Source organism: Vibrio renipiscarius (assembly GCF_000827885.1).
Lineage (GTDB): Bacteria > Pseudomonadota > Gammaproteobacteria > Enterobacterales > Vibrionaceae > Vibrio > Vibrio renipiscarius.
In genome coordinates, this window is record NZ_JTKH01000006.1 from 63413 (window position 1) to 80619 (window position 17207).

Sequence of the window (17207 nt, forward strand, 5' to 3'; positions counted from 1 at the left end):
GGCTCGCTTAATGAATTATTGGTTCTCGCAATGCGTAAATTAACAATCCTCGGTGCAACTGGTTCTATCGGTTCAAGTACGCTGAAAGTCATCGAAAATAACCCGGATAAATTCCAGGTAGTTGCGTTAGCAGCTGGGCAAAATGTTGAGAAAATGACTCAACTCTGCCTTAAGTGGCAGCCAAGCTACGCCGTGATGGCTTGTGATAATGCCGCCACTGAACTCAAGCGAACGCTGCAGGCCTGCAATCTTAAAACAGAAGTACTATCGGGTGTTGAAGGGCTATGTCATGTCTCTTCGTTTGATGAAGTTGATACGGTCATGGCTGCGATTGTGGGCGCGGCTGGATTGATGCCAACCATGGCGGCAGTTAAAGCAGGTAAACGCATTCTCCTAGCGAACAAAGAAGCGCTGGTGATGTCTGGTCAATTGTTTGTTGATGCCGTGAAACAAAGCGGTGCAGAGCTTTTGCCTGTCGATAGCGAGCATAATGCCATCTTCCAATGTTTACCGAGCGATATTCAAACCAACCTTGGGCATTGCGATCTTAGCCAATATGGCATTCAAAACATTTTACTGACAGGTTCTGGCGGTCCATTTCGCTATAGCGATTTAGCGGATCTTGAGCACGTCACACCTGAACAAGCTATTGCGCATCCTAACTGGTCTATGGGGCCTAAAATCTCCGTCGACTCTGCGACGATGATGAATAAAGGCTTAGAGTATATTGAAGCGAAGTGGTTGTTTAATGCCAGTCGCGAGCAACTTAAAGTGGTGATTCATCCGCAATCGGTGATTCATTCTATGGTCCAGTATCTTGATGGTTCGACGCTGGCGCAGCTAGGCGAGCCGGATATGGCGACCCCGATTGCGTTAACGCTCTCTTATCCTGAACGTGTTCAAGCGGGGGTTAAGGCGTTAGATTTTACTCAAATTGGTGAATTAACGTTTTTGGCGCCGGATTACAATCGCTACCCATGTCTGAAGTTAGCGATTGATGCGTGTTATGAAGGTCAACATGCAACGACGGCCCTGAATGCGGCGAACGAAGTTGCGGTGGACGCATTTCTGAATCGCAAACTGTCGTTTACCGATATTGCGGTTGTGAATAGCTGGGTGACCTCTAAAATCTGTGCAATGAATGAACAGGTACGCTGTGATAGCTTGGAAAGCATTCTTGAGGTCGATAGAATGGCTCGTCTATTCGCAACGGATTATATTAGTGAGCGTCAAGCATGAGTAGCATACTGTGGAATTTTGCATCCTTTATTGTTGCGTTAGGCATTTTGGTTGCGGTTCATGAGTTCGGTCATTTTTGGGTTGCACGCCGTTGTGGTGTGAAAGTCGAACGCTTTTCGATCGGTTTTGGTAAATCGCTTTGGAGCAAAGTCGGCAAAGACGGCACGGAATACAATCTTGCGATTATCCCTCTTGGTGGATATGTCAAAATGCTGGATGGGCGTGTTGATGATCTCACCGAAGAGATGCAGCAATTCGCTTTTGATAAAAAAACGCTTTGGCAGCGCACTGCGATTGTCGCGGCGGGCCCGGTGTTTAACTTTTTATTTGCCATCTTTGCGTATTGGTTGGTTTTTCTTATTGGCGTACCTGCGGTTAAACCCGTTATTGGTCAAGTTGCCCCGTATTCGATTGCTGCACAAGGCGGTTTAGAATCTGGAATGGAACTAAAAACCATTTCAGGCGTCAAAACCGCGGATTGGGAATCGGTAAACATGGGGTTGGTCTCGCATATCGGCGATGAAACACTGACCTTAACGGTGGCACCTGCGGATGAAGTCGGTTCTGAGCAACAATTGACGCTTGATATCTCTGAGTGGCAATTTGATCCAGAAAAAGAATCGTCAATGTCGGCGTTGGGTTTTAAACCATTTACGCCACCAATCTCGTTGACATTAAACTCGATATCGCAAGGCGGTGCTGGCGAAGAAGCGGGTTTGCTGGTTGGGGATGAATTATTGGCCCTAAATGGCCAGGCGCTCACTGAATGGCAACAAGTGGTCGATTCGATTCGTTCTCATGCCGATAAATCGATGACGCTTGAAGTTTTGCGTAATGGCGAGTCGACAGAGTTAGTGCTTGTTCCGCATGCTCGGGAATTGAATGATGGGCAAACGATAGGTTTTGCAGGAATCGCCCCTGAAGTCGCAGAATGGCCGGAAAACTATCGATTCGATCTGAAATTTGGTGTATTTGAATCTATCGGTAAAGCGATCGATAAAACAGGCCAAGTAATCGATTTAACCATTACCATGCTGAAAAAATTAATCACAGGTGATGTTGGCTTAAATAACTTAAGCGGTCCGATTTCAATCGCGAAAGGTGCGGGGGCGACAGCCGATTATGGTTTGGTTTACTTCCTCGGCTTTTTGGCTTTGATCAGTGTGAACCTTGGTATTATCAATTTAGTTCCACTGCCAATGTTAGATGGTGGACATTTACTGTTTTTCGCCATTGAGGCGGTTATTGGTCGCCCAGTCCCAGAAAAGATCCAAGAAATGGGTTACCGTCTGGGCGGTGCGATAATATTTGCGCTTATGGCCGTAGCGATTTTTAATGACTTTGCACGCTTATAAAGTGGATGATGGTTGTAGTAAGGAATAACTAAAACAAATATGGCGATGAAAAAAATTCTGTTAGCGACTTTGCTGGCAACGAGCGTATCTGCTAATGGCGCTGAAAATTTTGTTGTTCAGGATATTCAGGTTGACGGCTTACAGCGTGTAGCATTGGGTGCGGCATTGCTAAAAATGCCGATTCGTATTGGCGACTCAGTGAGCAACCAAGATGTCGCGGGTATCATTCGTGCACTCTATTCAACGGGTAACTTTGAAGATGTCAAAGTATCAAGAAATGGTGACGTTTTAGTCGTACAAGTGATAGAGCGACCAACCATTTCGACGATTTCTTTTTCGGGTAACAGTGCGATCAAAGATGAGCAGCTGCAACAAAACTTGGATGCATCCGGCATTCGAGTGGGTGAAGCGCTTGATCGTACGACGTTATCAAACATTGAAAAAGGGCTAGAAGACTTTTACTACAGTGTTGGTAAATACAATGCGACCGTTAAGGCGGTTGTGACGCCTCTGCCACGTAACCGTACCGATTTAAAATTTGTCTTCACCGAAGGCGTATCCGCGAAAATTAAGCAAATTAACTTTATTGGTAATACTGTTTTTACCGATGAAGATTTGCGTTCGCGCTTTAATTTGAATGAAAATGTCTCTTGGTGGAACTTCCTTTCTGATGATAAGTATCAAAAGCAAGTGCTGGCAGGTGATATAGAAGCCTTACGTTCTTACTATCTTGATCGCGGTTATCTCAAGTTTCAGGTGACGTCGACTCAAGTGGCGATATCACCGGATAAGAAAGGGGTTTATATCACCCTGAATATCGATGAAGGTGAGCAATATAGCGTTGAAGACGTGAAGTTCCGTGGTGGATTGATTGGTAAAGAAGCGGAATTTGAAGCTTTAGTACCGTTTGAAGCTGGTGAAGTTTATAACGCTTCGGCTGCAACATCTCTTGAAGATGGCGTTAAAAAAGTACTGGGTGAAGCGGGTTATGCTTACCCACAAGTACGTACTATCCCTGAGTTTAACGAAGAGACCAAGCAAGTTTCCTTGGTGGTGAACGTTGAACCGGGTAACCGCATCTATGTCCGAGATATTCGTTTTGTTGGCAACAACGCAACAAAAGATGAAGTCTTGCGTCGTGAAATGCGCCAAATGGAAGGCAGCTGGCTGAACTCGAGAGCACTTGAAACCAGTAAAGCTCGTCTGAACCGTCTGGGATTTTTCGAAACGGTAGACGTACAAACCGTTCGTGTACCAGGTAGCGAAGATCAGGTGGATTTGGTCTACAGTGTCAAAGAAGCCAACTCAGGCTCTGTCAACTTCGGTGTTGGCTATGGTACTGAGTCGGGTGTTAGTTTCCAGGTTGGTCTGCAGCAAGATAACTTTGCGGGTACCGGTAATCGTGTTGGCGTCAATGCGATGATGAATGACTACCAGAAGAACTTAACGCTAGAATATCGTGACCCATACTGGAACTTGGATGGTGTGAGCTTAGGCGGTAAAGTTTTCTACAATACCTTTGAAGCATCAGAAGCGGGTATTGTTGACTATACCAACGAAAGTTACGGCGCGAGTTTAACCTGGGGTTTCCCGGTTGATGAATTGAACCGTATCGATTTTGGTGTGGGTTATACCCATAACAAGATTGGTAATGTACCGACTTATGACCAAGCCGCGCTATTTGCTCAAAGTATTGGTCAAGAAGATGGCGACATCATTACCAATGACTTTGATATCAACTTATCTTGGACTCGTAACAACCTGAACCGTGGTTATTTCCCAACCGCCGGTAACTACCAGCGTGCGACGGGTAAAATGACGATTCCGAGCTCAGACGCCCAATATTTCAAGGTGCAATATGATGTTCGTCAATACATGCCTTTGACGAAGAAGCATGAGTTTACCTTGTTGATGCGAGGCCGTTTAGGGTACGGTAATGGTTATGGCCAAACGGATGGTAACGATAACTTGTTCCCATTCTATGAAAACTACTACGCAGGTGGCTTTACCACACTACGTGGTTTTGGCTCTAACAGTGCCGGTCCAAAAGCGGTATATACTAATAACTCAGGCAGTTGTGGTAGCAATGGCTGTGTAACCGCAACGGATGATTCTGTGGGCGGTAATGCGGTGGCTTTGGCCAGTTTAGAGCTTATCTTCCCGACGCCATTTGCGTCAGAAGAAACACGTAGCCAGTTGCGTACCAGTGCGTTTGTTGACGCGGCGAGCGTATGGGATACTGAGTTTGTATACCGAGGTGATATTGGCGACGATAAGTATTACGACTATTCTGATCCAATGAACTATCGTGCGTCGTACGGTGTTGCTCTGCAATGGATGTCACCGATGGGACCATTGGTCTTCTCAGTAGCAAAACCTATTGAAAGTTATGAAGGTGATGACGAAGAATTCTTCACTTTCACAATCGGAAGAACCTTCTAATAAAGGAAAATGTAGTGAACAAAATGATTAAAGCGGCTGGTCTAGGCCTTGTGGTAATGACATCTTCTCTTTTTGCTAACGCAGCAGAAGCCGCACAAAAAATTGGTTACATTAATACTGCGCAAGTATTCCAAGCGCTGCCTCAGCGTGAGGTGGTCTTGCAGAAGATGCAAGAAGAGTTCAAAGATAAAGCGGATGAGCTGAAAGCGATTCAAGCAGAAGCGAAGACCAAAATTGAAAAGCTTAAGCGTGATGGCGAGCTACTAGGCCAAGACGAGATCGAGAAATTACGTATCGAAATCGGCCAACTGGATAGTAAGTACAAGATCAAAGGCCAAGCACTAGAGCAGTCGTCGAAGCAGCGTGAAGCGCAAGAAACGCAAAAATTGTTCAAAGTTATCCAAGATGCAGTGGACAAGGTAGCGAAGAAAGAAGGCTACGACTTAATTATTGACGCTCAATCAGTTCGTTTTGCTAAGCCAGAATACAATATTTCTGAAAAAGTAATCAAAGCACTAAAATAAGATTTTATGAAAACATTAACATTAGCCGAATTGGCAACAATTACGGGTGGAGAGCTCATTGGTGACGCAAATGCGACGGTTACCATGGTGGCACCAATGGATAAAGCACAACAAGGCCATGTGACCTTTTTGTCTAACCCTAAATACGCAAAGCACTTGGCAGATTGCCAAGCCACGCTAGTGATGGTGAAAGAAGCTCAACGTGACTTATGTGTCGGTAATGCCTTGGTTGTGACTGACCCTTATGTTGCCTTTGCTAAGGTTGCTCAAGCCTTAGATACCACGCCAAAACCGGCGGTTGGTATTGCGCCAAGCGCCGTGATCGCTTCTGATGCGATCATCGGCCAAAACGTTGCGATTGGTGCAAATGCAGTGATTGAAACCGGTGTTGAACTGGGTGACGGCGTGATTGTCGGAGCGGGCTGTTTCATCGGTAAAAATGCGAAGTTAGGCAACAATACGAAGCTTTGGGCTAATGTCACTGTTTATCATGAAGTTTCTTTGGGTTCTGATTGCTTAATTCAATCGGGTGCGGTCATCGGTTCTGATGGTTTTGGTTATGCGAATGACAACGGTGAGTGGATTAAAATTCCTCAGCTGGGTTCTGTTCGTATTGGCAACCGTGTTGAGATTGGCGCTTGTACAACGATTGACCGTGGTGCATTGGACGATACGATTATTGAAGATAATGTCATCCTTGATAACCAACTTCAAATCGCGCACAACGTGCAGATCGGATATGGTACGGTTATGCCAGGTGGTACTATTGTTGCAGGCAGCACTAAAATTGGTAAATATTGCCAAATTGGTGGAGCGTCGGTGCTTAACGGCCACATCGAAATCGCCGATGGTGTTGCTATTACCGGCATGGGCATGGTGATGCGCAGCATTGAAGAGAAAGGTATTTACTCTTCAGGTATTCCACTGCAAACCAATAAAGAGTGGCGCAGAACGGCAACTCGAGTGCATAAAATTGATGAGATGAATAAACGTTTGAAAGCGGTTGAAAAACTGTTGGAAGACAAAACAGACTCTTAATTTTCTCTCTGAATTAAAAAGACTCGCAATGGGCGGGTCTTTTTTGTCTATATACTTAACTCAACGTGTTGGTACTTAGCATCATCAGGTTAGTTGGGTATAATGCCGACCAGATATCTAATTTAGCATTCCAAATAGATAGGAATATCACTTTGACTATTGAAAAGAAAACGATGAACATTACTGAAATTCAGGAATTGTTACCTCATCGCTACCCATTCTTATTGATTGATCGCGTTATCGACTTTGAAGAAGCGAAACACCTGACTGCAATTAAAAATGTTTCGGTCAACGAACCTCAATTTACCGGGCATTTCCCACAGCTGCCAGTTTTTCCTGGCGTACTGATCCTTGAAGCAATGGCTCAAGCGACGGGCTTGCTTGCATTCAAATCGTTTGGCGCGCCATCGGGTAATGAGCTTTACTATTTTGCGAGTGTTGATAATGCGAAGTTTCGCAAACCAGTGACGCCTGGTGATCAGCTCGTGATCGAAGTTGAATTTGTCAAAGAACGCCGCGGTATTGCTGCATTTAAATGCGCAGCAAAAGTGGATGGTGATGTGGTTTGTTCAGCAGACCTAAAATGTGCACGCCGAGAATTTTAATATGATTCATGAAACCGCTCAAATCCACCCTGCAGCGGTGGTAGAAGAAGGCGCAAAAATCGGAGCTAACGTTACGGTTGGTCCTTTCACTTACATCACGGCTGATGTAGAAATTGGTGAAGGTACCGAAGTAATGTCTCATGTGGTGATCAAAGGCCACACCAAGATTGGTAAAGAGAACCGAATTTTCCCTCACGCTGTGATTGGTGAAGAAAACCAAGATAAGAAGTACGGTGGCGAAGATACGACGGTCGTGATTGGTGATCGCAACGTTATTCGCGAAGCTGTCCAGATTCATCGTGGAACGACCCAAGACAAAGCCACGACAGTGATTGGTAATGACAATTTACTTTGTGTGAATGCTCACGTGGCGCACGATGTGATTGTTGGTAACCACACTCACATTGGTAACAATGCGATTCTTGGTGGTCATGTGACGGTCGGTGATTACGCAGGCGTTATGGCGCTGTCAGCGATTCACCCATTCTGTACTATTGGTGCCTACGCTTACATTGGCGGCTGTTCAGCCGTGGTGCAAGATGTACTGCCGTATGTACTAGCGCAAGGCAACCACGCGTCACCATTTGGTCTTAACTTGGTTGGCTTGAAGCGTAACGGGTTTGAAAAACCAGAAATCCGTGCGTTGCAAAAGGCTTACAAAGAGATTTATCGCTCAGGTAAAACTCTGGAAGAAGTGAAGCCTATCTTGGCTGAAATGGCACAAGAATGGCCAGCGATTGCACCAATGCTGACAATACTTGAATCTACAGAACGTGGCATTATCCGCTAAGTTTCTGAGTTTTTAAGTTTAAAAGAAAGATCGCAGCGACGAACTGCGGTCTTTTTGCGTTTCTAAGGTACGAGGATTAAAAAATGGAAAGGCCATTACGGATTGGTATCGTTGCCGGCGAATTGTCGGGTGATACGTTGGGAGAAGGGTTTATCAAAGCCATTAAACAGCAATATCCTGACGCAGAATTTGTCGGTATCGGTGGCCCTAAAATGATGGCTCAAGGCTGTGAATCTCTGTTTGAGATGGAAGAATTATCCGTTATGGGATTGGTCGAGGTCTTGGGGCGTTTACCTCGTTTACTGAAAGTCAAAGCGGATTTGGTCTCGTATTTTACGCAAAATCCACCGGATGTCTTTGTGGGCATCGATGCGCCTGATTTTAATCTTCGCCTTGAGCTTGATCTGAAAAACGCAGGTATTAAAACGGTCCATTATGTCAGTCCATCGGTTTGGGCTTGGCGTCAAAAACGTATTTTTGGTATCGCCAAAGCAACCAATTTAGTGTTGGCTTTCTTACCGTTTGAAAAAGCGTTTTACGATAAATTTGATGTGCCTTGTGAGTTTATTGGCCACACGCTAGCGGATGCGATTCCCTTTGAATCGGATAAAGCCCCTGCACGTGATTTATTGGGTTTGGCCCAAGATAAGCGATGGCTAGCGGTTTTGCCGGGGAGTCGTGGTAGCGAGCTCAATATGTTAGCGGAGCCCTTCATTCAAACCTGTAAACAGCTGCATAAGAACGATCCGGATTTAGGTTTTGTGGTGGCACTCGTTAACCCTAAGCGTCGAGAGCAGTTTGAAAGTGCGTGGCGTGAACATGCTCCCGAACTCGAGTTTGTTTTGATTGATGATACGGCCAAAAATGTCATTACGGCGTCTGATGCAGTGATGCTTGCGTCGGGTACCGTTGCGCTCGAGTGCATGCTGATAAAGCGCCCGATGGTAGTGGGCTATAAAGTGAATGCCTTTACGGCATTTCTTGCTCGTCGTATGTTGAAAACAAAATACGTCTCTTTGCCGAATATTCTGGCTGATCAAGAGTTAGTCAAAGAATTCCTTCAAGAAAACTGCACGCCAGAGAACCTTAGCGAAGAAGTTGAACGTTTGCTGGGCGAGCATGGCCAGACCATGGTCGAAAAATTTACCGAGATGCACCACTGGATTCGCAAAGACGCCGATAAGCAAGCGGCGACCGCTGTATTAAATTTGATTGGAATGAACAAAGCGTGATGAGTAAAGATAAAAGCAAAGAAAAAAAAGAGTTACCGCCATTTGAATACCCACAAGGTTATCAACTGATTGCGGGTGTTGATGAAGTCGGCCGTGGTCCGTTAGTGGGTGATGTGGTGACCGCTGCCGTTATCCTCGATCCTAATAATCCGATTGAGGGTCTGAACGACTCGAAAAAGCTCAGCGAAAAGAAACGCTTGGCTTTGCTTCCAGAAATCAAAGAAAAAGCACTGGCATGGGCGGTTGGACGCTGTTCCCCGGAAGAAATTGATGAATTGAATATCCTGCAAGCGACAATGGTGGCGATGCAGCGCGCGATTGCGGGTTTATCTATTCAACCAGATTTGGCCTTGATTGATGGCAACCGCACCCCAGCGTTGGATATGGATGCCATTGCCGTTGTCAAAGGTGATCTTCGCGTCGCAGAGATCAGTGCGGCGTCTATCGTGGCTAAAGTGGTGCGCGACCAAGAGATGGAAGAATTGGACAAACAATACCCGCAATTTGGTTTCGCTAAGCATAAAGGCTATCCGACCAAAGCACACTTTGACGCTATCGAGCAGCATGGCGTGATTGAACAACACCGTAAAAGTTTTAAACCCGTGAAAAAAGCGCTCGGAATAGAGTAACAATCACGTAGAATAACCACAGCACAGAATAGCTCGTTAAGCGCCAAAGCCGGAAAAAATTAATGTCAGATCCAAAGTTTATCCATCTCCGAGTCCACAGTGATTATTCCATGATCGATGGTCTGTCCAAAGTGTCACCGTTGGTAAAAAAAGTGGCCGAAATGGGCATGCCAGCCGTGGCATTAACCGATTTTACCAACCTATGTGGTTTGGTGAAATTTTATGGTGCGGCGCACAATAGCGGCATTAAGCCGATTATTGGTGCTGACTTTAAGATGCAGTCGGCCGAGTTTGGAGATGAATTAACAAAGTTAACGGTGATCGCGGCAGATAATACCGGTTACAAAAACCTCACGCTGCTGATCTCCAAAGCCTATTTGCGTGGCCATGTTCAGCATCAGCCTGTGATTGATAAAGAGTGGCTCGTTGAACTATCGGAAGGGCTTATCATCCTATCGGGTGGTAAGAGTGGCGAAATCGGTAAAGCGTTGCTCAAAGGCAACCTGCCTCTCGTTCAGCAATGTGTGGATTTTTATCAGCAACATTTTCCTGATCGATTTTACCTAGAGCTTATTCGTACTGGACGAGCGGATGAAGAGAGCTATTTACACTTTGCTCTAGAGCTGGCCGAACGTTCGGATTTGCCGGTCGTGGCCACTAACGAAGTGGTTTTTTTGCACGAAGACTTATTTGATGCGCATGAAATTCGTGTTGCGATTCATGACGGGTATACGCTCGTCGATCCTCGCCGACCAAAAAATTACAGCCCGCAGCAATACCTGCGTAGCGAAGAAGAAATGTGCGAGCTCTTTGCCGACATTCCAGAAGCACTTGAAAACAGTGTCGAGATTGCCAAGCGCTGTAACGTAACCGTTCGCCTGTGGGAATATTTCCTGCCGGCTTTCCCAACCGAAGGGATGGAAGAAACCGACTTCTTGGTGATGAAATCACGCGAAGGTCTAGAAGAGCGTTTAGAGTTCCTCTTCCCTGACGAAGCGGAGCGATTGGCTCGTCGCCCTGAATATGATGAACGTCTGCAAATTGAATTAGACGTCATCAACCAAATGGGCTTCCCAGGTTACTTCTTGATCGTAATGGAGTTCATCCAGTGGTCAAAAGACAATGAAATCCCTGTTGGACCTGGTCGAGGGTCAGGTGCGGGCTCATTAGTGGCTTACGCGCTGAAAATTACCGATTTGGATCCACTGGAATATGATCTCCTATTCGAACGTTTCTTGAATCCAGAACGTGTATCTATGCCCGATTTCGACGTCGATTTCTGTATGGACAAACGTGACCAAGTGATTGACCACGTTGCCGAAATGTATGGACGCGATGCCGTATCGCAGATCATTACCTTCGGTACGATGGCTGCGAAAGCGGTTATCCGCGATGTCGGCCGTGTACTTGGCCATCCATTTGGCTTTGTTGACCGTATCTCGAAGCTTATTCCACCAGATCCAGGTATGACGCTTGAAAAAGCGTTTGCGGCTGAACCTGCACTGCCGGAGTTGTATGCGGCGGATGAAGACGTTAAAGAGCTGATTGATAAGTGCCGTATTCTTGAAGGTTGTACGCGAAATGCGGGTAAGCACGCGGGTGGTGTGGTTATCTCGCCAACCACCATTACGGATTTTGCGCCTATTTATGCCGATGCGGAAGGCCACTTCCCCGTGACGCAGTTTGATAAGAATGACGTTGAAACTGCCGGCTTGGTTAAGTTCGACTTCTTGGGCTTGCGTACCTTAACGATCATTGACTGGGCATTGCGATTGATCAACCCAAGACTTGAGCGTGAAGGGAAAGATCCGATACGTATCGAGTCTATTCCACTGGTCGATGAAGCATCGTTCCGAGTGCTGCAAAATTCAGAAACGACCGCGGTATTCCAGCTTGAATCTCGTGGTATGAAAGAGCTGATCAAGCGTCTGCAACCAGACTGTTTTGAAGACATCATCGCATTGGTGGCCTTGTTCCGTCCTGGTCCATTGCAATCGGGCATGGTGGATAACTTTATCGACCGTAAACATGGTCGAGAAGCGGTATCGTACCCAGATGAAAAGTGGCAACATGAGTCACTCAAAGAGATCCTAGAACCGACGTACGGCATCATCCTATATCAAGAACAGGTTATGCAGATCGCTCAGGTTCTCTCTGGTTACACCCTTGGTGGGGCGGATATGCTTCGTCGTGCGATGGGTAAGAAAAAACCAGAAGAAATGGCCAAGCAGCGCGCCACCTTTGAAGAGGGGGCCATCGCCAATGGCGTGGACGGCGAGTTGGCGATGAAAATCTTCGACTTGGTGGAAAAATTCGCCGGTTACGGTTTTAACAAATCGCACTCAGCTGCTTACGCTCTGGTTTCTTACCAAACATTATGGTTAAAAACGCATTACCCAGCGGAATTTATGGCTGCCGTAATGACGGCGGATATGGACAACACCGAGAAAGTCGTTGGCCTCGTCGACGAATGTCTACGCATGAAGCTGAAAGTACTGCCGCCTGATATTAACTCTGGCTTGTATCGCTTTAACGTTGATGAAGACGGTGCCATTGTCTATGGTATTGGTGCGATCAAAGGCGTCGGTGAGGGCCCGATCGAAACCATTTTGGCCGCTCGTAATAAAGACGGTCACTTTAAAGACTTATTCGATTTCTGTGCTCGTCTTGATCTGAAAAAGGTCAATAAGCGTGTCATTGAAAAATTGATCTATGCCGGTGCATTGGACCGACTGGGGCCGCACCGTGCCGCGCTGATGGCATCGCTCAATGATGCGGTTAAATCCGCCAGTCAGCATCATCAAGCAGAATCTTTTGGTCAAACTGACTTATTTGGTGTATTAACAGAAGCGCCAGAAGAAGTTGAGAACAAGTATACTAAGGTTCCACCATGGCCAGAAAAAGTATGGCTAGAAGGTGAACGTGATACGTTAGGACTTTATTTAACGGGCCATCCGATCAATGCCTATATCAAGGAGTTGGGTAAATACACCAGCTGTCGATTAGTTGATGCAACGCCAACTCGACGAGATCAATCGGTGACGATCGCTGGACTTGTTATTGCCGCTCGCGTAATGACCACCAAGCGCGGAAACCGGATTGGTTTAATGACGCTTGATGATCGCAGCGGTCGTATGGAAGTAATGTTGTTCACTGATGCACTCGATCGGTATGCAGAATTGCTCGAAAGCGATAAAATTTTAGTGGTTTCCGGACAGGTCAGCTTTGATGATTTCAACGGGGGTCTTAAAATGACTGCGCGCGAGGTCATGGATCTTGGCAGTGCCCGTGAAAAATACGCACGTGGTCTCTCTATCTCGATCAGCGAATCGCAGATCGACAACCAATTTTTTGAGCGCTTTAGTCGCATCCTAGAGCCTTATCGTGCAGGAACCATTCCTGTGCATGTCTATTACCAACGTTCAGACGCACGAGCGCGTTTAACCTTAGGTACAGAATGGCGTGTAACGCCAAGTGATGCATTATTAGATAATTTAAAACAGCTGCTTGGTGAAGACCAAGTAGAACTCGAATTTAACTAAATTTGGCACTGATTGCCGAATAAAAAAGGATCGATAGATGAGCCTGAACTTTTTAGAATTTGAAAAGCCTATCGCAGAACTTGAAGCTAAAATCGAAGCACTGCGTGATGTTTCTCGTCACGGTGGTGATGCGGGCGTTGATCTAAATAAAGAGATTGAACTGCTTGAGAAGAAAAGCCTAGAGCTGAAAAAGAAAGTGTTTAGCGACTTAGACGCATGGCAAACCGCTCAACTTGCGCGCCACCCTCGTCGTCCATACACCTTAGATTACATCGAGCATATCTTTACTGAATTTGATGAGCTTGCCGGTGATCGTGCTTACGCGGACGACAAAGCGATTGTGGGTGGTATTGCTCGCTTAGAAGGCCGCCCTGTGATGATCATTGGTCATCAAAAAGGACGTGAAACCAAAGAAAAAGTTAAACGTAACTTTGGTATGCCAAAGCCGGAAGGTTATCGTAAAGCGTTACGTCTAATGCAAACGGCAGAGCGTTTTAAAATGCCAATTATTACGTTTATTGACACGGCGGGTGCTTACCCAGGCGTGGGTGCAGAAGAGCGTGGCCAATCAGAAGCGATTGCGACGAACTTAAAAGCCATGGCAGGCCTAACGGTTCCTGTGATCTGTAACGTCGTGGGTGAAGGCGGTTCAGGTGGCGCATTGGCGATTGGTGTGGGTGATTATGTCAACATGTTGCAATATTCAACGTATTCTGTGATTTCACCGGAAGGTTGTGCATCCATCTTATGGCGTGATTCTGATAAAGCACCGCAAGCCGCAGAAGCCATGGGCTTGATTGCACCGCGTCTAAAAGAACTTGAGTTGATTGATGAAATCGTCAATGAGCCGTTAGGTGGTGCACACAGCGACCATAAACAAACGGCTGAGAACATGAAAGAGACGTTACTGCGTCAATTAAATGAACTTGAGCAATTTGATGAAGAAGCGCTAATGGCGCGTCGTTACCAGCGTCTGATGAGCTACGGCTACTGTTGATAGTTCGCAAAACGTTAAAGGGTTGAGCATAGTCTCAACCCTTTTTATTTGGTGTAGAATAACACTTATATTCCAATGCATTATTGGCGACTATGGATTCACTTTACACGCTATTTTCTCAAGCTCTGCAAGGTTATCAACCGAATAAAATCGTGTTGGCATTTAGTGGCGGGGTTGACTCTCGTTTGCTTCTGGCTTTATTGAGTCGCTATCAACAAGCGCACGGTGTGGTGTGCCTTGCCGTGCATGTTCATCATGGGTTGAGCAAAAATGCCGACGAGTGGGCACTGCAATGTCAGCAGTGGTGCCAACATGTCGAAATTGAATGTGTTGTTGAGCGTGTACAGCTTGATTTAGATGGCAAAAGCATAGAAGAGTCGGCTCGTGAGGCGCGTTACGGCGCTTTACAACGGCATGTACAGCAAGGCGATATCTTACTGACTGGTCAGCATAGCGATGATCAGTTAGAGACCTTCTTATTGGCTTTAAAGCGTGGCAGTGGACCGAAAGGGCTGTCAGCCATGGCTCAGGCGATGCCATGGCATCAAGGCACACTGATTCGACCTCTATTGATGGCTTCGCGTGATGACATTGAACACGCGGCAAAAAAAGCGCAACTGGACTGGGTCGAAGATGAAAGTAACCTAGACACACGATTTGACCGTAACTTTATTCGTCATCAAGTCGCGCCTGTTCTTAAGCAGCGATGGCCACATATTCACACATCAATACAGCGCAGCGCGGAATTATGCGCAGAACAAGAAGCGGTTCTTGAGGAGTTGCTGCTTGCACGCTTGCAAGACTTGCGCGCTTCCGATGGCAGCCTATCTATTGATGGTATGAGGCAGCAAAGCGAGCGTGTCCGTATGCAGCTGCTGAGAATGTGGTTAGCTGAGGCGGCAATACGCATGCCGAGTCGTGCCCATTTAACCTTAATTTGGCAGCAAGTGGCACTCGCGGTTCGAGATGCGAATCCGATTTTAAACCTTGGTCAGTGCGAGATCCGACGGTTTGAGCAGCGTTTGTATCATGTGGTGCCTCAGTTAGAGGTGACGTCATGGCAAAGCCCGCTTTTTGCTGAGCAACCGTTGTTATTACCCGATGGGCTAGGGCAGATTCGCCTGACGTCAGATCATTGTGGGGATCTCGCTTTTACACAAGCTCAATTAACTCAGTTACAAGTGACCTTTAACCCTGAGGGGTTGAGCGCGCACCCAGCTGATCGTGGCCACAGCCGTAAACTGAAAAAACTGTTTCAAGAATATGGGGTGCCGAGCTGGTTGAGGCGTCGTACGCCCATCGTGCTGTGTCAGGGTGAAGTTGTCGCCGTTATGGGTGTTTTTGTTTGCAAAGATTTTATCGGCACGGGATATAAGTTGGATTGGCAAACAAAACCACGCTCGGTTTTAGGCTGAGGCTTTTTATTCCGGGCTCTTTTTGGGATAATGTTTGAAAACAACAGTAGTTTAAGGGATGAACATGAAAAAGATTGAGGCGATCATTAAGCCTTTTAAGCTGGATGATGTACGCGAAGCACTCGCGGAAGTGGGCATCACCGGTATGACGGTATCAGAAGTGAAAGGTTTCGGCCGTCAGAAGGGGCACACAGAACTGTATCGCGGTGCAGAATACATGGTCGACTTTTTGCCAAAAGTGAAGCTTGAAATTGTTGTGACGGATGAAGTCGCAGACCAGTGTGTCGATACCATTATTGAAACGGCACAAACCGGCAAAATTGGGGATGGTAAAATCTTTATCACTGACGTTGAGCGTGTTGTGCGTATTCGTACTGGTGAAGAAGACGAAGACGCCATTTAATCCTGATAGAAGAGCCGCAAGGCTCTTTTATTTTTTGAGCGGACCAAATTTGGAAGGGCCGCTGATTAAATAAGAAGGATATACAATCAGCATACTGCTAGATGAGTGCGACCCCATACGATGAAAAAAAGAGTCCTTATTACGCTGGCGGGGCTTGTGACTGCCGCGACGTATTTTACTTACCAAGCCATTTTCACTTTACCTGAATCTGCTCAGGTCACGACCATCACCTCGTCAATAACCCCGAGTCACGATCTTCAGCCTGAGCTCGCTTGCTATCAAAACCCTGCCCCCCAAGTGATTGACCATAATGGTCAGCTCAATGTGTTGGTGTGGAATATCTATAAACAGAATCGTCCCAATTGGCAACGTGCCTTAGAGGGATTCTCTCAAGATAAGCAGTTGTTGTTATTACAAGAAGCGAGCATGACATCACAATTACGTGAGTGGATTGTTCAAGGGCGGTGGAGTGGTCATTTAGTCGATGCGTTTAAAGCTTTTGATACTTCAGCAGGAGTGCTCAATTTAGCGCATCAATTGCCGGAACTGGCTTGTGGCTATACCGAAATGGAACCGTGGCTGCGGCTGCCAAAATCTGCGCTTTATGCCACTTACCCTTTGTCTAACGAGCAATTGTTAGCGGTGGTGAACATTCATGCGGTCAACTTTACCTATGGAACGCAAGAGTACCATCATCAGCTTGAGAGATTGGCGAAAGTGCTGAAAACGCACGTTGGTCCGATCATTGTGGCGGGGGATTTTAATAGTTGGAGCGAGCAGCGATTAGCGGTGATGAAGCAAGTCTTGGCAAGCGTAGGTGTCACTGAGGTGACTTATCAGCGTGATCACCGTAAACAGTTTATTAATGGCTTACCGCTTGATCACTTATTTTATCGCGGCTTGACGCTTGAAAAAGCAGAGGCGCCCATTTCTGACGCCTCTGATCACAATCCGCTTGAAGTCTATTTCCGCTTACTTCCGTAAGCGGAGAACCGT

At 46.4% G+C, this 17207-nt stretch carries 14 protein-coding genes; all 14 read left to right on the plus strand.

The features are described from left to right. The first annotated feature begins 30 nt into the window (after positions 1–30). Positions 31–1239 carry a 1-deoxy-D-xylulose-5-phosphate reductoisomerase gene (ispC, locus tag OJ16_RS03510; protein ID WP_040987500.1) on the plus strand — a complete coding sequence of 403 codons (1209 nt, stop codon included), beginning with the start codon at positions 31–33 and terminating at the stop codon, positions 1237–1239. Beyond that, the gene (rseP, locus tag OJ16_RS03515) at positions 1236–2594 is read left to right on the plus strand and encodes a sigma E protease regulator RseP (protein WP_040987501.1); all 1359 of its coding nucleotides are present in this window, start codon (positions 1236–1238) and stop codon (positions 2592–2594) included. Before ispC ends, rseP begins: the two co-directional genes overlap by 4 nt. Positions 2595–2633: 39 nt before the next feature. After that, positions 2634–5036 (plus strand): outer membrane protein assembly factor BamA, encoded by a 2403-nt coding sequence (gene bamA / locus OJ16_RS03520; RefSeq protein ID WP_040987503.1) that lies wholly within the window; start codon positions 2634–2636, stop codon positions 5034–5036. 23 nt (positions 5037–5059) lie between these two features. Then, positions 5060–5560 (plus strand): OmpH family outer membrane protein, encoded by a 501-nt coding sequence (locus OJ16_RS03525; RefSeq protein ID WP_173424992.1) that lies wholly within the window; start codon positions 5060–5062, stop codon positions 5558–5560. Positions 5561–5566: 6 nt separating this feature from the next. Beyond that, complete coding sequence (gene lpxD / locus OJ16_RS03530) at positions 5567–6598, plus strand: UDP-3-O-(3-hydroxymyristoyl)glucosamine N-acyltransferase (protein WP_040987507.1); 1032 nt, start codon at positions 5567–5569, stop codon at positions 6596–6598. A 152-nt stretch (positions 6599–6750) separates the two neighbouring features. Then, positions 6751–7203, plus strand: coding sequence for a 3-hydroxyacyl-ACP dehydratase FabZ (fabZ, locus tag OJ16_RS03535; RefSeq protein WP_040987509.1), 453 nt, complete (start codon positions 6751–6753; stop codon positions 7201–7203). A gap of 1 nt (position 7204) precedes the next feature. Next, a complete protein-coding gene (gene lpxA / locus OJ16_RS03540) occupies positions 7205–7993 on the plus strand; it encodes an acyl-ACP--UDP-N-acetylglucosamine O-acyltransferase (protein ID WP_040987511.1) in 789 nt (262 codons plus the stop codon). An 83-nt stretch (positions 7994–8076) separates the two neighbouring features. Then, complete coding sequence (lpxB, locus tag OJ16_RS03545; RefSeq protein ID WP_040987513.1) at positions 8077–9225, plus strand: lipid-A-disaccharide synthase; 1149 nt, start codon at positions 8077–8079, stop codon at positions 9223–9225. Continuing rightward, positions 9225–9854, plus strand: coding sequence for a ribonuclease HII (gene rnhB, locus OJ16_RS03550; protein WP_040987515.1), 630 nt, complete (start codon positions 9225–9227; stop codon positions 9852–9854). The genes lpxB and rnhB overlap by 1 nt, the downstream gene beginning before the upstream one ends. 62 nt (positions 9855–9916) lie before the next feature. After that, positions 9917–13396 carry a DNA polymerase III subunit alpha gene (gene dnaE, locus OJ16_RS03555; protein WP_040987518.1) on the plus strand — a complete coding sequence of 1160 codons (3480 nt, stop codon included), beginning with the start codon at positions 9917–9919 and terminating at the stop codon, positions 13394–13396. 37 nt (positions 13397–13433) lie between these two features. Continuing rightward, positions 13434–14393: an acetyl-CoA carboxylase carboxyl transferase subunit alpha gene (gene accA, locus OJ16_RS03560; RefSeq protein ID WP_040987521.1), complete on the plus strand. Its 960-nt coding sequence runs from the start codon at positions 13434–13436 to the stop codon at positions 14391–14393. 92 nt (positions 14394–14485) lie between these two features. Further along, entirely contained in the window at positions 14486–15808 is a 1323-nt protein-coding gene (gene tilS, locus OJ16_RS03565; protein WP_040987523.1) for a tRNA lysidine(34) synthetase TilS, read from the plus strand. Positions 15809–15872: 64 nt separating this feature from the next. Continuing rightward, the gene (gene glnB, locus OJ16_RS03570; RefSeq protein ID WP_040987526.1) at positions 15873–16211 is read left to right on the plus strand and encodes a nitrogen regulatory protein P-II; all 339 of its coding nucleotides are present in this window, start codon (positions 15873–15875) and stop codon (positions 16209–16211) included. Between the two features lie 120 nt (positions 16212–16331). Then, on the plus strand, positions 16332–17195 hold the full coding sequence (locus tag OJ16_RS03575; protein ID WP_040987528.1) for an endonuclease/exonuclease/phosphatase family protein: 864 nt from the start codon (positions 16332–16334) through the stop codon (positions 17193–17195). Positions 17196–17207 lie beyond the last annotated feature (12 nt).